Annotated in this window: 14 protein-coding genes, 3 tRNA genes and 1 pseudogene; 9 read left to right on the top strand and 9 right to left on the bottom strand. The window is 70.3% G+C overall.

The window, feature by feature from the left end:
- On the top strand, window positions 1-216 hold a 216-nt coding region (locus tag GUY60_RS21395; protein ID WP_161700253.1), incomplete at its 5' end, for an LAETG motif-containing sortase-dependent surface protein.
- Here the strand turns inward: GUY60_RS21395 and GUY60_RS21390 are convergent.
- From GUY60_RS21390 to purS, 6 genes are all read right to left on the bottom strand, one after another.
- Window positions 182-1,006, bottom strand: coding sequence for an META domain-containing protein (locus GUY60_RS21390; RefSeq protein ID WP_161700251.1), 825 nt, complete (start codon window positions 1,004-1,006; stop codon window positions 182-184). The genes GUY60_RS21395 and GUY60_RS21390 overlap by 35 nt on opposite strands.
- Window positions 1,007-1,097: 91 nt before the next feature.
- Window positions 1,098-1,895, bottom strand: coding sequence for a maleylpyruvate isomerase family mycothiol-dependent enzyme (locus GUY60_RS21385; protein ID WP_161700249.1), 798 nt, complete (start codon window positions 1,893-1,895; stop codon window positions 1,098-1,100).
- A 9-nt stretch (window positions 1,896-1,904) separates the two neighbouring features.
- A complete protein-coding gene (locus tag GUY60_RS21380) occupies window positions 1,905-3,296 on the bottom strand; it encodes a hypothetical protein (protein WP_161700246.1) in 1,392 nt (463 codons plus the stop codon).
- 147 nt (window positions 3,297-3,443) lie between these two features.
- Window positions 3,444-5,693, bottom strand: a complete 2,250-nt coding sequence (purL, locus tag GUY60_RS21375) for a phosphoribosylformylglycinamidine synthase subunit PurL (RefSeq protein ID WP_161700244.1) — start codon at window positions 5,691-5,693, stop codon at window positions 3,444-3,446.
- Complete coding sequence (gene purQ, locus GUY60_RS21370) at window positions 5,690-6,370, bottom strand: phosphoribosylformylglycinamidine synthase subunit PurQ (RefSeq protein WP_161700242.1); 681 nt, start codon at window positions 6,368-6,370, stop codon at window positions 5,690-5,692. Before purQ ends, purL begins: the two co-directional genes overlap by 4 nt.
- Window positions 6,367-6,642, bottom strand: coding sequence for a phosphoribosylformylglycinamidine synthase subunit PurS (gene purS / locus GUY60_RS21365; RefSeq protein ID WP_161700240.1), 276 nt, complete (start codon window positions 6,640-6,642; stop codon window positions 6,367-6,369). Before purS ends, purQ begins: the two co-directional genes overlap by 4 nt.
- Window positions 6,643-7,000: 358 nt before the next feature.
- On the opposite strand from purS, the gene GUY60_RS21360 reads away from it, so the two are divergent.
- The 8 genes from GUY60_RS21360 (at window position 7,001) to GUY60_RS21325 (ending at window position 11,708) form a co-directional block, all read left to right on the top strand.
- On the top strand, window positions 7,001-7,336 hold the full coding sequence (locus GUY60_RS21360) for a histone-like nucleoid-structuring protein Lsr2 (RefSeq protein WP_161700260.1): 336 nt from the start codon (window positions 7,001-7,003) through the stop codon (window positions 7,334-7,336).
- Between the two features lie 137 nt (window positions 7,337-7,473).
- Window positions 7,474-7,545 (top strand) — tRNA-Gly (locus tag GUY60_RS21355).
- A gap of 79 nt (window positions 7,546-7,624) precedes the next feature.
- Window positions 7,625-7,697, top strand: a tRNA-Gly gene (locus tag GUY60_RS21350).
- 175 nt (window positions 7,698-7,872) lie between these two features.
- Entirely contained in the window at window positions 7,873-8,826 is a 954-nt protein-coding gene (locus tag GUY60_RS21345) for an ABC transporter ATP-binding protein (RefSeq protein ID WP_161700238.1), read from the top strand.
- Entirely contained in the window at window positions 8,823-9,620 is a 798-nt protein-coding gene (locus GUY60_RS21340) for an ABC transporter permease (RefSeq protein ID WP_161700236.1), read from the top strand. Before GUY60_RS21345 ends, GUY60_RS21340 begins: the two co-directional genes overlap by 4 nt.
- A 46-nt stretch (window positions 9,621-9,666) precedes the next feature.
- A complete protein-coding gene (locus GUY60_RS21335) occupies window positions 9,667-10,998 on the top strand; it encodes a sensor histidine kinase (protein WP_312866375.1) in 1,332 nt (443 codons plus the stop codon).
- Window positions 10,995-11,606, top strand: coding sequence for a response regulator transcription factor (locus GUY60_RS21330; RefSeq protein ID WP_161700234.1), 612 nt, complete (start codon window positions 10,995-10,997; stop codon window positions 11,604-11,606). The genes GUY60_RS21335 and GUY60_RS21330 overlap by 4 nt, the downstream gene beginning before the upstream one ends.
- Before the next feature lie 29 nt (window positions 11,607-11,635).
- Window positions 11,636-11,708: transfer RNA gene (locus tag GUY60_RS21325), tRNA-Gly, on the top strand.
- Between the two features lie 51 nt (window positions 11,709-11,759).
- Here GUY60_RS21325 and GUY60_RS21320 read toward each other — a convergent pair.
- The 3 genes and pseudogenes from GUY60_RS21320 to GUY60_RS21310 all read right to left on the bottom strand — a co-directional run.
- A complete protein-coding gene (locus GUY60_RS21320) occupies window positions 11,760-12,656 on the bottom strand; it encodes a phosphoribosylaminoimidazolesuccinocarboxamide synthase (protein WP_161700232.1) in 897 nt (298 codons plus the stop codon).
- Window positions 12,657-12,794: 138 nt separating this feature from the next.
- Window positions 12,795-14,360 (bottom strand): N,N-dimethylformamidase beta subunit family domain-containing protein, encoded by a 1,566-nt coding sequence (locus GUY60_RS21315; protein ID WP_188132760.1) that lies wholly within the window; start codon window positions 14,358-14,360, stop codon window positions 12,795-12,797.
- Window positions 14,361-14,553: 193 nt separating this feature from the next.
- Window positions 14,554-14,946, bottom strand: a pseudogene (locus GUY60_RS21310) (hypothetical protein); the annotation flags it as partial.

Genomic DNA, 14,946 nt, shown 5'->3' with positions numbered 1-14,946 from the left:
CCGGGGGAGGGCCGTGCGCCCGCGGCCGCGACCGGCGACGGGGCGGGTGCCGGTGCCGACGGGACCGAACTCGCCGAGACCGGTGGGGACTCCGGCACCGTGCCGGTGGCCGCCGGCGGGGCCACGCTGTTGGCGCTCGGCGCCGCGTTCCTGCTCAGGGGCCGCCGCCGGCGTACCGCCGCTACTTCTGCTTCGCGGGGGCGGCACTCGCGTTGACGCCGGTGCCGTCGGTGCCCGTGATGTGCAGGGTGCGGTGCTCGATCTCGTAGGTGACCTTCGAGTCGAACAGCTTCACCAGCTCGCTCTCGGACTTCATCACGTCGCCCGGGCACATCTTGCGGGTGAGCCGCGGGACGCCCAGCTCGATCTTGCCGTCGGTGACCTTGGCCGTGGCGTTGACCTCGTTGCAGCCGAGGTTGCCGTGCACCGTGCCGTCCTTGTCGAAGATCAGGTGGGCGTCCTTGGCCTTCTCGGGCAAGGTGGTCGCCACCTCCTTCTCGACCGTGTCAGTGAGCTTCCACTTGGTGCCGGTCAGCTCGGCGGGCGGCTCGGAGCTGAGCGTGACGGAGTCGCCGTCGGCCGTGGTCAGGGTCAGCTTGTCGCCGCTGACCTTGGCCTTGAGCTTGCCCTTGAGGGCCTTGGTCAGGGTGGTCTCCAGCTGGTCGATCTTGTCGCCGCAGGACATCTCGGTCTTGGCGATCTTGTCCACGGTGATGGTGTCGCCCTTCACCGAGGCGACGCCGCCGAAGCCGTTGCAGCCGAAGTTGCCCGAGGCCCGGCCCTTCTCGTCGAAGGACACATAGGCCTTGGTGCCCGGCGCGTCGGACTTCTTGCCGTCGGCCGTGACGCTGTCCACGGTCCAGTGCGTACCGGTCACGGGCACGCGGGGTTCGGCCGGTGCGTCACCGGCGGTGCTCTGGTCGGCCCCGCAGGCCGTGAGCAGCCCCAAGGCCGCTGCGGCACTGACGACTCCGACGGTGCTGAGGGTCTTTCGCTGCGTGTGCATGCCGGTGTGACGGAGCAGGTGGGGTGATCGGTTCCGCTCTCTCGACGATCACTCTGTGTCCACAGTCGATCAGCGGGGAGACAGCGGCTCCTCAGCTCATGACCGGCAGCAGCCCCGCCAGGTCCGCCCGCTCCCCGCTGGCGTGGACCTTCGCCTCGTCGCGGGCGGTCGCCCAGTCCGTACGCCCCGTGGCGAGGCGTACCCAGGTCAGCGGGTCGGTCTCGACCACGTTGGGCGGAGTGCCGCGGGTGTGCCGGGGGCCCTCGACGCACTGCACCACGGCGTACGGCGGGATCCGCAGCTCCGTCGCACCGCCGGGGGCCTTCGCCGCGAACGCGTCCGCGAGCACCCGGGTGCAGGCGGCCAGGGTCTGCCGGTCGAGGGGGATGTCGAGGCCCGCCGCACGGTTCAAGTCGTCGGTGTGGACGATCAGTTCGATGGTGCGGGTGACCATGAAGTCGTTCAGGTTCATGACGCCGACCCGGGTCGCCAGGAGCCGGTGCGGGTCGGCGGCGGCCAACCGCTCCGTCAGGGCGGCCGTGGTCCCGGCGAACAGCTCGTCCAGATCCTCCGGGGCCCGCTCGGCGAGCTCCGGGACGAACCGGGCGAGGTCGTCCGCGAACCGGGCGGTCCGCAACGGCCACTCCAGGAGCGTCAGTTCCACCTCGGCCGGCGCGGTGTCGTCGAGGTGGCGGACGACCGCGCGGACGCCCATGTCGATGTGCACCACCAGGTCCCGCACCGTCCAGTCGCCCAGGTACGTGGAGCCGGCGAGCTGCTCGGGCGTGAGGTCCCGCACCGCTTCCCGTACGGCGCTGAACTGCGCGAGGACGGCCGCCTGAATCTTCTTCGGGTCGTACGTGCGCGGGCGCTTCTTCCCTTGTGGCATGCGGGAACCCTACTTCCGGTCCAGGGCGAGATCTTGGGCGTTCGGGAAGTTCAGCCGGGTGCAGCCGCGGCGCTTCGCGACGTCCTCGACATAGGCGCGGAAAAGCGTGGCGAGACGCAGCGCATGCATGGGGTCGGCGGACAGGGCGCGCGCGTACTCATGGCTGAGCGTGAGGGTGTGCACGGCGGGCTGTCCGTCGCACACGGACGAGGCCCACCAGGCGGCCTTCTTCGGCGCCCGGCCCGACTTCCCGGGCTCCGCCGTCGGGACGGCCCCGTCCAGATCGGCGGTGTCGAAGCGGACATGCTGGGCCGACTCCCCGAACCAACTCTGCGTCGAGGCCCACATCTCGGCCCGCTCGGTCGGTGCGTCGAGGTCGTCGTCCCTGCCAGCGTCGCCGGAATCGCCGGAATCGCCGTCACCGGATTCGTCCGGCTCGTACTTCTCCCACCTCTCCCAGAGTGCGTGGGCCCGGCCACCCCCGAGGGCGAGGCCGCACTTCTCCTGCCATACGTCCGGGTCGACGGCCGTCTCCATCACCTGGTCGGGCATGGCCGGGGCGTGCCGGCCGCGGTTCCAGCGGGCGTACCAGTCGCAGGTCCCTTCCGCTGCGCCCGCCTTGATCAACTTGCCCTGGACCGGCGGGACTCGGTCCGACGGTTCCGGAAGGCGCTGGGTGCAGCCGAGCTCCTCGCCGAGGCGGTTGGCGGTGGCGACGGCTATCCGGGCCAGCTGGTCGCGGGTCCGCTGGCTCATCTGCCGGCCGGTGGTGAGCGGGGTGTGACCGTCGCCCGACGAGACGGCGCGCGCCACTACGTTCCGTACGCCGTCCTCATTGGGCTCGCCGTCCGCGCGGCAGGCCAGTTTCACGCCGACGCCGCTGTCCGTGACCCGGCCCGGGATGCCGCTGCCCACCGGCCCGTCCAGGTACGGGTGGAAGTTCTCGTCCAGCAACGGGTCGTAGGTGTGGTCGACGTCCTCGGCCTCCGCCTCGGGCTCAAGGGCGACCGACGCCTCGAAGAACAGCCGTATCCCGGACTCCCCGTCCCAGGCCTCGCCCGCCTCGGTGCTGTAGATCCGGCAGACGCCGCGGTGCGCGGTGGCGTCGATGTGCTCGGAGTTGGCCTCGATCCGGCCGCCGCCGTGCTCGAGGCTCATCACCTGGCCCGCGGGGACCAGGCCCGCGCACGCCTCGTCGATGGTGCGCCGGTTGTCCCAGACCGTCCAGATCTCGTACCCACCGAAGCCGATCGCGGCCACGGCGAAGAGGACAAGGAGACGGTTGAACGCGTTCCGCCCGCGGGAGTCGGTGTCGCGCAGGCGCGGCCCCCGCCGTCTGCCCGCACGCCACGGCGCGAGCCCGTCCGGCAGCCGTGTCCCGGCCTGTCCGTCCAGCGCCATGTGCTCCCCCGTCCCCCGACTGATCCCGAAGCTACCAGCCGGGTCTGACACAGCTGAGGCCCCGCCCGGACAGACCGGGCGGGGCCTCAGGTGACGTACGTACGAGAACGACTCACGTACGAGAACGGCCTACGTACGAGAGGGAGTTCAGGCCAACAGGCCCGGCACCGTCTCCTCGTGGGCCGTGCGCAGCTCGCTCAGCGGCAGGTCGAACTCGCCCTGCACCTCGACGGAGTCACCGTCGATCACGCCGATGCGGGTGACCGGCAGGCCGCGCGCCCCGCACATGTCCGTGAACCGGAGCTCCTCGCTGCGCGGCACCGCGACGATCGCGCGGCCCGCGGACTCGGAGAGCAGGAACGTGAACGCGTCCAGACCGTCAGGGACGACCAGGCGGGCGCCCTTGCCGCCGCGCAGGCAGGACTCGACGACCGCCTGCACGACACCGCCGTCGGACAGGTCGTGCGCGGCGTCGATCATGCCGTCACGGGAGGCCGAGATGAGGATGTCGGCGAGCAGCTTCTCGCGCTCCAGGTCGACCCTCGGCGGCAGACCGCCCAGGTGGTCGTGGACGACCTGGGACCAGGCCGAGCCGCCGAACTCCTCGTGGGTGTCACCCAGGAGGTAGATCAGCTGACCCTCTTCGGCGAAGGCGATCGGCGTGCGCCGGTTGACGTCGTCGATCACACCGAGCACCGCGACCACCGGAGTGGGGTGGATGGCGGTCTCACCGGTCTGGTTGTAGAGGGAGACGTTGCCGCCGGTCACCGGGGTGCCGAGCTCCAGGCAGCCGTCCGCGAGACCACGGGTGGCCTCGGCGAACTGCCACATGACCGCCGGGTCCTCGGGCGAGCCGAAGTTCAGGCAGTTGGAGATGGCGAGCGGCTTGGCGCCGGACGCGGCGACATTGCGGTACGACTCGGCGAGCGCCAACTGCGCGCCCGCGTACGGGTCGAGCTTCGCGTACCGCCCGTTGCCGTCGGTCGACACGGCGACACCGAGGTTGCTGTCCTCGTCGACGCGCACCATGCCGGAGTCCTCGGGCTGCGCGAGCACCGTGTTGCCCTGCACGAAACGGTCGTACTGGTCGGTGATCCACGCCTTGGAGGCCTGGTTCGGCGAGGCCACGAGCTTGAGGATCTGCTCGCGCAGCTCGTCCGCGTTCGCCGGGCGCGCGAGGGCGCCGGCGTCGTCGGCCTGCAGCGCGTCCTGCCACTCGGGGCGTGCGTAGGGGCGCTCGTAGACCGGGCCCTCGTGGGCGACCGTGCGCGGCGGGACGTCGACGATCTGCTCGCCGTGCCAGAAGATCTCCAGGCGCTCGCCCTCGGTCACCTCACCGATGACGGTGGCGATGACGTCCCACTTCTCGCAGATCTCCAGGAAGCGGTCGACCTTGCCGGGCTCGACGACCGCGCACATGCGTTCCTGCGACTCGCTCATGAGGATCTCCTCGGGCGAGAGCGTCGCGTCGCGCAGCGGCACCGTGTCGAGCTCCACGCGCATACCGCCGGAGCCAGCCGAGGCCAACTCGCTGGTGGCGCAGGAGAGTCCGGCGCCGCCGAGGTCCTGGATGCCGTCCACGAGGTCCTCGCGGAAGATCTCCAGGGTGCACTCGATGAGCAGCTTCTCCTGGAACGGGTCGCCGACCTGGACGGCCGGGCGCCGGGACGGGCCGGTCGAGTCGAAGGTCTCGCTCGCGAGCACCGAGACGCCGCCGATGCCGTCGCCGCCGGTGCGGGCGCCGTACAGGATGACCTTGTTTCCGGTGCCGGAAGCCTTGGCGAGGTGGATGTCCTCGTGCTTCATGACACCCACGCAGAGCGCGTTGACCAGCGGGTTGCCCTGGTAGCAGGGGTCGAAGACGACCTCGCCGCCGATGTTGGGTAGGCCCAGGCAGTTGCCGTACCCGCCGATGCCCGCGACGACGCCCGGCAGGACGCGCTTGGTGTCGGGGTGATCGGCGGCGCCGAACCGCAGCGGGTCCATGACGGCGACCGGCCGTGCGCCCATCGCGAGGATGTCGCGGACGATGCCGCCGACTCCGGTCGCGGCGCCCTGGTACGGCTCGATGTAGCTGGGGTGGTTGTGCGACTCGACCTTGAAGGTGACCGCGTAGCCCTGGCCGACGTCGACCACACCGGCGTTCTCACCGATGCCGACGAGCAGCGCGTCGTTCTCGGGCGCCTTCTCACCGAACTGCTTGAGGTGCACCTTGCTGCTCTTGTACGAGCAGTGCTCGCTCCACATCACGGAGTACATGGCGAGTTCGGCACCGGTGGGCCGGCGGCCGAGGATCTCGCGGATACGCGCGTACTCGTCCTGCTTGAGGCCGAGTTCCTTCCAGGGCTGGTCGACCGCGGGGGTCTCGGCGGCGTGCTTGACCGTGTCCAGCGTCATGCGTTGACCAACTTCTTCAGGATCGAGGTGAAGAAACCGAGGCCGTCCGTGCGGCCCGTGCCGACCAGCGGCTCGACGGCGTGCTCGGGGTGCGGCATCAGGCCGACGACGTTGCCCGCCGCGTTGGAGATGCCCGCGATGTCACGCAGCGAGCCGTTGGGGTTCACGTCCAGGTACCGGAAGGCGACGCGGCCCTCGGCCTCCAGCATGTCCAGGGTGCGCTCGTCGGCGACATAGCGGCCGTCGATGTTCTTGAGCGGGACCGAGATCTCCTGGCCGGCCGAGTAATCGGCGGTCCAGGCGGTGTTGTCCGTCTCGACGCGCAGCTTCTGGTCGCGGCAGACGAAGTGCAGATGGTTGTTCCGCAGCATCGCACCGGGCAGCAGATGCGTTTCGGTGAGGACCTGAAAGCCATTGCAGATACCCAGAACCGGCATTCCGCCCTTGGCCTGCTCGATGATCGTCTCCATCACCGGCGAGAACCGGGAGATCGCCCCGGCCCGCAGATAGTCGCCGTAGGAGAAACCGCCGGGCAGAACCACGGCATCGACCTGCTTCAGGTCCTTGTCGCGGTGCCAGAGCGGCACCGCTTCCGCGCCGGCGACACGGACCGCACGCTGCGTGTCACGGTCGTCGAGCGTGCCGGGAAAAGTGACGACTCCGATACGAGCGGTCACTTCGACTCCCCGGCCGCTACAGACTCTTCGACCTTGACGACGAAGTCCTCGATGACGGTGTTGGCGAGGAACGTCTCGGCCAGTTCGTGGATACGGGCGAGGGCGGCCTCGTCGACCGGCCCTTCGACCTCCAGCTCGAAGCGCTTTCCTTGACGTACGTCCGCGATGCCCTGATATCCCAGGCGCGGCAGTGCACGCTGCACCGCCTGTCCCTGGGGGTCGAGGATCTCGGGCTTGAGCATGACGTCGACTACGACGCGTGCCACTGGCACTCCCGGTGTGTGGTGCGTGAGAACGGTTCGTTCAGCGTATCCGACGGAAATTTCTACGCGCATAGATTCGTAGACTCCTACGTGATGGCCGTCACTTTAGGGAGACATGTGCCACCGCCCAGGGAAAATCCAGGGAAAATCACGGGCAGCCTTTGCCGCAAGCATTGCCCACGGACACGCGGAGAGTTTTAGTCGGACTTCCCAATGCATTGCCAAGCCCTGTACAAAGGAATTGGCAATACCTCGGGATAGCCGGTGCTTTGCCCCGAAAAGAACCGGGCAAGAGCCGGACCACAGCCGAACAGTCGGCCATCGCCGCATGTCAGGGCGGTGCGTCCGCATGAAGGGACCGATATTCGTGGCGCAGCGTGTCGTAGTCACTCTCTCCGACGACATCGACGGCGGAGAAGCGGCGGAAACGGTCGCCTTCGGTCTCGATGGCAAGTCGTACGAGATCGACCTCAATCAAGCCAATGCCAAGAAACTGCGCAAGGCACTCGCGCCCTACCTGCACGCGGGTCGTAAGCAGTCGCGGGCGAGCGCGGCCGGCAAGCCCGGCAAGGCGTTCAAGCACACGGCGGTGACCCCGGACCCGGCGGCGGTCCGCGCCTGGGCCCGATCGCACAAGATGGAGGTACCGGCCCGCGGCCGGATCCCGAAGAAGGTCTACGAGGCGTTCGAGGCCGCCAACTGACCACCCCCGTACGGCCGCTGCGGCGGAGCTCCGTCGGACCGCCGCGGCCGCCGACTTGCAAAGCACCCCCGCAGGTCGGCTAAAGTTCGGAGCGCGCCGCGGGGCGAGGCCGCAAGGCCGGACTCCACGGAGGACGCGCGGGTGTAGTTCAGTAGTAGAACACCCCCTTTCCAAGGGGGAGGCGCAGTGTGCAATTCCTGTCACCCGCTCTGCATCGGTTACCGACCACTCCGGTGGATCAGGTACTCTGGTGCTCGCGCCGATCGGTGAGAGCCGGTCGGAGGCAATGCGAACGTAGCTCAGTTGGTAGAGCGCAACCTTGCCAAGGTTGAGGTCGCGAGTTCGAACCTCGTCGTTCGCTCAGAATCGAAGGCCCCGGTCCATTGGACCGGGGCCTTCGACGTTCTTCCTTCGTTCTTCCTTCTCCGTCGAAGGCGATCTGAAGTCGATCTCCCGTTTCCCGTCTGACATTTGTCATGCCGGATCGTGACAGCCCGCACTGCCCGCGCCCCGGTGGCCACGGAATGCTGGAAGGCATGAACACCGATGACCACGTGATCGAAGTCACCGATCTGCGGCGCGTGTACGGGGGCGGGTTCGAGGCCGTGCGAGGGATTTCCTTCGCCGTCGGCCGCGGCGAACTCTTCGCCCTGCTCGGCACCAACGGCGCGGGCAAGACATCCACCGTCGAAGTACTCGAAGGGCTCGCGCGACCCGCGAGCGGCAGCGTGCGGGTGCTCGGGCACGACCCGTACGCCGAGCGGCACCACGTACGACCCCGGATCGGCGTGATGCTGCAGGAAGGCGGGTTCCCCGCCGAGCTGACCGTCACCGAGGCCGTGCGCATGTGGTCCGGCTGCACGAGCGGTTCCAGGCCCGCGGGAGAGGCCCTGGAGCTGGTCGGTCTGGCCAAGCGGTCCGGCGTACGCATCAAGCAGTTGTCCGGCGGCGAGAAGCGGCGGCTCGACCTGGCGCTCGCGCTGCTCGGGCGGCCCGAGGTGCTGTTCCTCGACGAGCCGACCACCGGACTCGACGCCGAAGGGCGCGCGGAGACCTGGGAGTTGGTGCGGGCGCTGCGCGCCTCCGGCACCACCGTGCTGCTCACCACGCACTACCTGGAAGAGGCCGAGTCGCTCGCGGACCGGCTCGCGATCATGCACGAGGGGCAGCTCGCGGTGAGCGGCACGCCCGCCGAGGTGACCGCCCTGCAGCCCTCGCAGATCTCCTTCGAGCTGCCCGACGGCTACCACCTCGGAGACCTGCCGCCGCTTGACGCCCTCGGCGTCAGCTCGCACGACGTCGCCGGGCGGAAGGTGAAGCTCCGTACGAAGGAGCTCCAACAGGCCGCCACCCGGCTGTTGTTGTGGGCCCAGGACGCGGGCGTCGAGCTGCGCGGGCTCGACGTACGGTCCGCCTCGCTCGAAGAGGCGTTCCTGCAGATCGCGCGGGACGTCAAGGAAGAAGCACGGCAGAAGGAGAAGGTGGCATGAGCACCGCGACCGCGACCACGACCGGCCCCACGACGACGTCCGCGGGGCGGCTCGCGGCCCTGGGGCGGGCCGAGTTGACGCTGCTCGGGCGGAGCAAGGGCATGCTCGTGACGGCGCTCATCGTGCCCCTGCTACTACCCCTGAGCGTCGCGCAGACGCTCAAGGAGGACATGCTCGCGAAGGCCGGCGTCACCATGGGGACCTCGATGCTGGCCGCGGGCGTCGGCTTCGCGATGCTTTTCGCGGTGTACTCGGCGCTCACGAACATCTTCGTGGCCCGCCGCGAGGAACTCGTCCTCAAGCGGCTGCGCACCGGCGAGCTGCGCGACCGGGAGATCCTCGCGGGCACCGCGCTCCCGGCCGCCCTGATCGGCGTGGTGCAGTGCGTCGTGGTGGCCTTCGGCTGCATGGCCATGGTCGACCTGGAGGCGCCGAAGGCACTCCACCTGACCGTGCTCGGCGTGCTCCTCGGGATCGTCCTGATGGTGGCCCTCGCCGCCGTGACCGCCGCGTTCAGCCGCACCGCGGAGAGCGCCCAGGTGTCCAGCCTGCCGCTGATGTTCGTGTCGATGATCGGCTCCGGCATGACCGTTCCCCTTGAGGTCTTCCCCGACAAGCTGGCCTCCGTACTGGAACTCCTGCCGGCCTCGCCCGCGATCCGGCTCGTGCGCGGCGGCTGGACCGGCGACCTCACCGCGTATGAGGCGCTGGGCGCCGTCGCCACGGCGGTGGCCTGGGTCGTCATCGCCGTGTTTGCTGTACAGCGGTGGTTCCGGTGGGAGCCGCGGCACTAGAGGTGAGCTCATCCGGTGAGCTCGGACACGGGGAACGGGTGGAACGGTGTTCGGACAGGTCAGGAAGTGGCGCAAGCACAGCGACTTCGACCGGATGGACCTCTACACACGGGGAACGGTGTACTTCCTCGTCTGGTGGAACGTCCCCATCGGGATGGCGCTGACGGTGACCCGGCCGGTCCGGCACGCCGCGCCCGCCGCCCTGATCATCGCCGTGCTGCTCGTCTCGGTGGCCCAGGGGTACTGGGGCACCAAGGCGACCAAAGCAGGGTTCCGGGTGTATCTGGACGACGCTCCGGTGCCACGGCGGGAACTGCTCGTGAGCTGCGCGCTGATGGTGGTCCAGCTCGCCGGGCTCCTGGTCCTCGGCGGGCTCACCGGGCCCACCCGGTTCCCGCTCTTCCCGACGGCGCTGGCGTGCGCGGTGCTGCCGCTCCTCGTCGCGTACAGCCTGACCGTGCCGGTGCGGATCAGCCTGGTGGCACTGCTCGGCGTGACGGCACCGCTGTGCGGCGTGCTCTGGCTGATGAACAGCGGCGGCCGGACGCTCATCGCCATCTTGATCACGATTCTGGTGGTCGGTGCCTGGATCGCCGGCACAGTACGCCTGTCCGCCTGGGGTCTCGGCGTGATGTACGAGCTCCGCACGGCCCGTGACGTACAGGCCCGGCTCGCCGTCGCCGAGGAGCGGCTGCGGTTCGGCCGCGACCTGCACGACGTGCTCGGCCGCAACCTCGCCGTGGTCGCCCTCAAGAGCGAGCTCGCCGTGCAGCTGGCCCGGCGCGACCGGCCCGAGGCGGTGGAGCAGATGATCGAGGTGCAGCGCATCGCCCAGGACTCCCAGCGCGAGGTCCGCGAGGTCGTACGGGGCTACCGCGAGGTCGGCCTCGGTGCCGAACTCGCCGGTGCGCAGGGCGTGTTGAAGGCCGCCGGGATCGACTGCCGGGTACTCGGCACCGAGGCGGCCGACGCGCTGCCGCCCGCCGTGCACGCGGCGCTCGGCTGGGTGGTCCGGGAGGCGGCCACCAATGTGCTCCGGCACGGGGACGCGGACCGCTGCACGGTCGCGCTGCGGGTCACCGGCCAGGAACCCGCCACGGCCGTCCTGACGGTCGAGAACAACGGGGCGGGTCAGGCCCCCGCCCCCGGGGCCTCGTCCGGCTCCGGACTCGTGGGACTGCGCGAGCGGCTGTCCGCGGTGGACGGCGTCCTGGAGGCGGGCCCCGCCGCGGGCGGCCACTTCAAGCTCACCGCCGAGGTGCCGCTGCCCGGCCCCACGGCACCGGCCGTCCCCCGCCCCGGGACAGCACCGCACGGCACACCGGCACACCAGGACCGCGCGGGCGCGGCCGGCACGAAGAAGAGGAGCACCCGGTGACGGCCGTACGCGTACTGCTCGCCGACGACGAGCATCTGATCCGGGGAGCGCTCGCCGCGCTGCTCGCCCTGGAGGACGATCTGACCGTCGTCGCCGAGGCCGCCAGCGGACCCGAGGCGCTCGCCATGGCCCGCGCGCACCGGCCGGACGTCGCGGTCCTCGATCTGCAGATGCCGGGCCTCGACGGTGTGAGGGTGGCCACATCGCTGCGCACCGAACTCCCCGACTGCAGAACCATGATCGTCACCAGTCACGGCCGCCCGGGACACCTCAAGCGGGCCCTCGAAGCGGGGGTGCGCGGCTTCGTGCCGAAGACCGTCAGCGCCCAGCGGCTGGCCGAGATCATCCGCACCGTGCACGCCGGAAACCGTTATGTGGACCCGGAGTTGGCGGCCGACGCGATCGCCTCGGGGGACTCACCGCTGACCGCGCGGGAGACCGAAGTGCTGGAGTTCGCGGCCGACGGGGCGCCCGTCGCGGAGATCGCGGAACGGGCCGCGCTGTCGCAGGGCACGGTCCGCAACTACCTCTCCTCCGCCGTTTCGAAGCTCGCTGCCGAGAACCGTCATGCGGCAGTGCGCATCGCACGCGAGCGAGGTTGGCTATAGTGGAGGTGCACCGACTCGGTGCACGCCTTGCGGACGTAGCTCAGTTGGTAGAGCGCAACCTTGCCAAGGTTGAGGTCGCCAGTTCGAACCTGGTCGTCCGCTCAGAGAACGAAGCCCCCGGCGCCATCGGCGCCGGGGGCTTCGTCGTGCGTACTACCAGCGCGTGCCGGTCAGACGCTCGTACGCCTCCAGGTACTTGGCGCGGGTGCGCTCCACGACCTCGGGCGGCAGCGCGGGCGGCGGCTGCTCGCTCTTGCGGTCCCAGCCGGACGCCGGCGAGGTCAGCCAGTCCCGTACGTACTGCTTGTCGTACGAGGGCTGCGCGCGGCCCGGCTGCCAGGTGTCGGCGGGCCAGAAGCGCGAGGAGTCCGGGGTGAGCACCTCGTCGGCGATCACCAACTCCGTGCCGTCGAAGCCGAACTCGAACTTGGTGTCCGCGAGCAGGATGCCGCGCTCGCGCGCGATGTCACGGGCCCTCGCGTACACGTCGAGGGTCGTCCGGCGCAGCTGGGCGGCGGTCTCCGCGCCGACCTGGCGGGCCACTTCCTCGTAGCTGACGTTCTCGTCGTGCTCGCCGACCGCGGCCTTGGTGGCGGGCGTGAAGATCGGCGCGGGCAGCTCGGAGCCGTCGACCAGACCCTCGGGCAGCGCGAGGCCGCAGACGGTGCGGGACTGCTCGTACTCGACGAGTCCTGAACCCGTCAGATAGCCGCGCGCCACGCACTCCACCGGGGTCATCTGCAGCGACTTGCAGATCAGCGTGCGGCCCGCCCAGTCGGCCGGGGCGCCCGCGGGCAGCTCCGTGGACAGGACGTGGTTCGGGACCAGGTCGGCGAGCTGGTCGAACCACCACAGCGAAAGGCGGGTGAGCACCCGGCCCTTGTCGGGGATCTCGCTGGGCAGCACCCAGTCGTACGCGGACATACGGTCGCTGGCGACCATCACGAGGTCGCCCGCCTCGTTCTGGTACAGCTCGCGCACCTTGCCGGTGTGCAGATGCACCAGGCCCGGAACCTCGATCGGCTCGGGCTTTTCGACGAATCCGGACACGGTTCCTCCCCGTGGTTTTGACCTATCGCTTGCATTCTCCCGTATGCGGAGGGCTGCTTTCGGCCAGGGGCGGGTGCGGCCGGGGCGCGGCGGTCGCGTATGCCGGTCGGGGTGTCGGTCGCGTTTGCGGATCGGGCGTCAGTCGCGTTTGCAGATGCGGTCGAGGAGGTTGGCCGTGGCGCGCTGGATGCGGGGGTCGACATGGCCGGGACGGTCAAGGGCCGGGGACCAGGCGAAGGTGCCGGAGGCGAAGACCAGGGCGCCGGACGGGGCGCGGTAGAGGGAGGTCTCCTGGTGCCGGCGGGCGCCGCTCCCGTCGCTGTACGGCGAGTGCGCGAGGAGGATGCGCCCGCTGTGCTCGGGGAGCGCGGTACGCGGGAAGTACCGGTCGGCCTCGCCCGCGACCAGGCCTTCCAGCTCGTCGCCCTCGTACGCACCGGTCGCCTCCCACAGCCAGTGGTCGCTGTTGCGCACCACCAGGGGGTGCGGTTCGGGGACGCGGCCCGCGTACTGGATGCCGAGGAGCTGCTGCTCGGCGCGGTCGACGTCGCGCCACAGGGCCGGTTTTCCGGGGCCGCGGCGCTTGCGGCAGGTCAGCAGGCGGTCGGGCACGCCGGAGGGGGAGGGGCTCAACTCCACTTGCCAGTACATGGTGTTGGCGGAGAGGAACACCAGTGAGGTGCCGTGCTCCCTGGCCGCCTCGGCCGTGCGCCGCATGGGCGCCGACCAGTACTCGTCGTGGCCGGGGAAGACCAGTCCGCGGTACCGCGTCGGGTCGATACGGCCCGCGTGCAGATCGCGGGTGTCGGCGTACGCCAGGTCGTATCCGTACCGCTCGGCCCAGCGGATGAAGTCGTAGGCGTGGCCCACGTGCAGGGGGAGGCCCGCGCCCGCGTACGGCCGGTCGAAGGACACGGTGTGGGCGGCCTCGCCCTCGCCGAGCAGCCGGCCCTCCTCGTCCCAGGCGTGGTAGAGGCTGGCGCCGGTGCGGCCGTCCTCCGGGTAGAGGTTGTACGCCTGCCAGGTCACGTCGGGGAGCAGCAGGAGCAGGTCGGCGGGGTGCTCGTCGCGCACCGTGAAGGGGATGTGCGAGCGGTAGCCGTCGACGGTGGTGAGGACGGCCACATACGCCCCGATGTTCCAGAAACTCGGGATCTGCAGCCGCCAGGAGAGCCACCAGTGGTGACAGGAGACCGTGCGGTCGGCGGTGAGCGGCGGCGGCTGGACGATGCCGGAGAGCCGCGGGCTGGTGGTGATCTTCGCGGCGCCGTCGCCCGCGTAGTGCCCGATGCGGTAGATGTCGACGCTGAATTCCTGCGGCGGGTCGACCGTGACGTGGAAGTCGATGGCCTCGCCGGGCGCCACCGCTCCGGTCGAGGCGAAGCCCTTGATCTGCCGGTGCACGTCATCGGCGGAACGCGGCCCGCCGGTCCGCACGGTACGCGGGTACGGGATCTCCGTGCCGCCCTGTGCGGGGGCCAGGTCGACGTACCAGGGGACGACCTGGCCGGTGTCGTCGAAGTAGTGCTCACTGCCGCGCAGCCAGGGCAACGGACCTTGGCCGAAGGGGTCGGTGACGCCGTGCGCGAGCGCCCCGGACTCCCAGCGCCGGATCGGCCGCCTCGGGCTCTGTGCCTGCCCCTGTGCCTGCCCCTGCGCCTGGTCCTGTGGCGACTGCCGCTGCGCCCGCTGCTCCGCACCCATGCCGCCCCTCCCCTGCCCGCGTCCTGCTCCAGCACATCACATAACGCATGTGCGCCGTCACCCTTCGTCGCGAATTCCCGTAGAACTGGGGGGTGTTGCGGCCCGTCTTGGGGGGATTCGCCGGGGGTTCTTCAGGGTTCACTGAGGGTTCGTCCGGGCTTGCACGGGCTTGTGTACGGGTACGGGGGCTCGGCTACACCAGGCGTACCGGTTTCTCCGGGCGTACGCCCAGGCCCGTGAGCCAGTCGCGCAGCGGCTCGGGGTCGCCGTCCTCCACGAGGCTGTGCACGCGCGGCGCCAGGTCCACCGCCCGCTCGCCGGAGACAAGGAGCGTGGGCCCGTCCAGCCAGTCGAGCCCCGGCGCGGCGCCCGCGGTGTCGATCGCGGCGCAGCAGATCATCGCCAGCACGTGATCGGTGAGCAACTCGCGCCCCGAACGCGGTGGTTGGAGCGGGAACAGCGGCAACTGGCCGTCGTCCCAGAGGGAGTCGTCCGGCCCCACGCCGACGGGCGCGGGCGTCGGCGCTTCCGCCTCCTCGCGGGCCACCTCAGCGGTGAGGCGCGCGGCGAGCGCGGCGGCTTCGGG

The organism is Streptomyces boluensis (assembly GCF_009908195.1).
GTDB classification, from domain to species: domain Bacteria; phylum Actinomycetota; class Actinomycetes; order Streptomycetales; family Streptomycetaceae; genus Streptomyces; species Streptomyces boluensis.
The sequence above is the reverse complement of the archived record's forward strand: the minus strand, read 5'-3'. Positions and strand labels throughout refer to the sequence as shown.

What these genes read in the sequence shown, in the direction of transcription:
- GUY60_RS21390 (WP_161700251.1), bottom strand. Translation starts at nt 1,006, where the DNA reads ATGCACACGCAGCGAAAGACCCTCAGCACCGTCGGAGTCGTCAGTGCC.
- GUY60_RS21385 (WP_161700249.1), bottom strand. Translation starts at nt 1,895, where the DNA reads ATGCCACAAGGGAAGAAGCGCCCGCGCACGTACGACCCGAAGAAGATT.
- GUY60_RS21380 (WP_161700246.1), bottom strand. Translation starts at nt 3,296, where the DNA reads ATGGCGCTGGACGGACAGGCCGGGACACGGCTGCCGGACGGGCTCGCG.
- purL (WP_161700244.1), bottom strand. Translation starts at nt 5,693, where the DNA reads ATGACGCTGGACACGGTCAAGCACGCCGCCGAGACCCCCGCGGTCGAC.
- GUY60_RS21345 (WP_161700238.1), top strand. Translation starts at nt 7,873, where the DNA reads ATGAACACCGATGACCACGTGATCGAAGTCACCGATCTGCGGCGCGTG.
- GUY60_RS21340 (WP_161700236.1), top strand. Translation starts at nt 8,823, where the DNA reads ATGAGCACCGCGACCGCGACCACGACCGGCCCCACGACGACGTCCGCG.
- GUY60_RS21315 (WP_188132760.1), bottom strand. Translation starts at nt 14,360, where the DNA reads ATGGGTGCGGAGCAGCGGGCGCAGCGGCAGTCGCCACAGGACCAGGCG.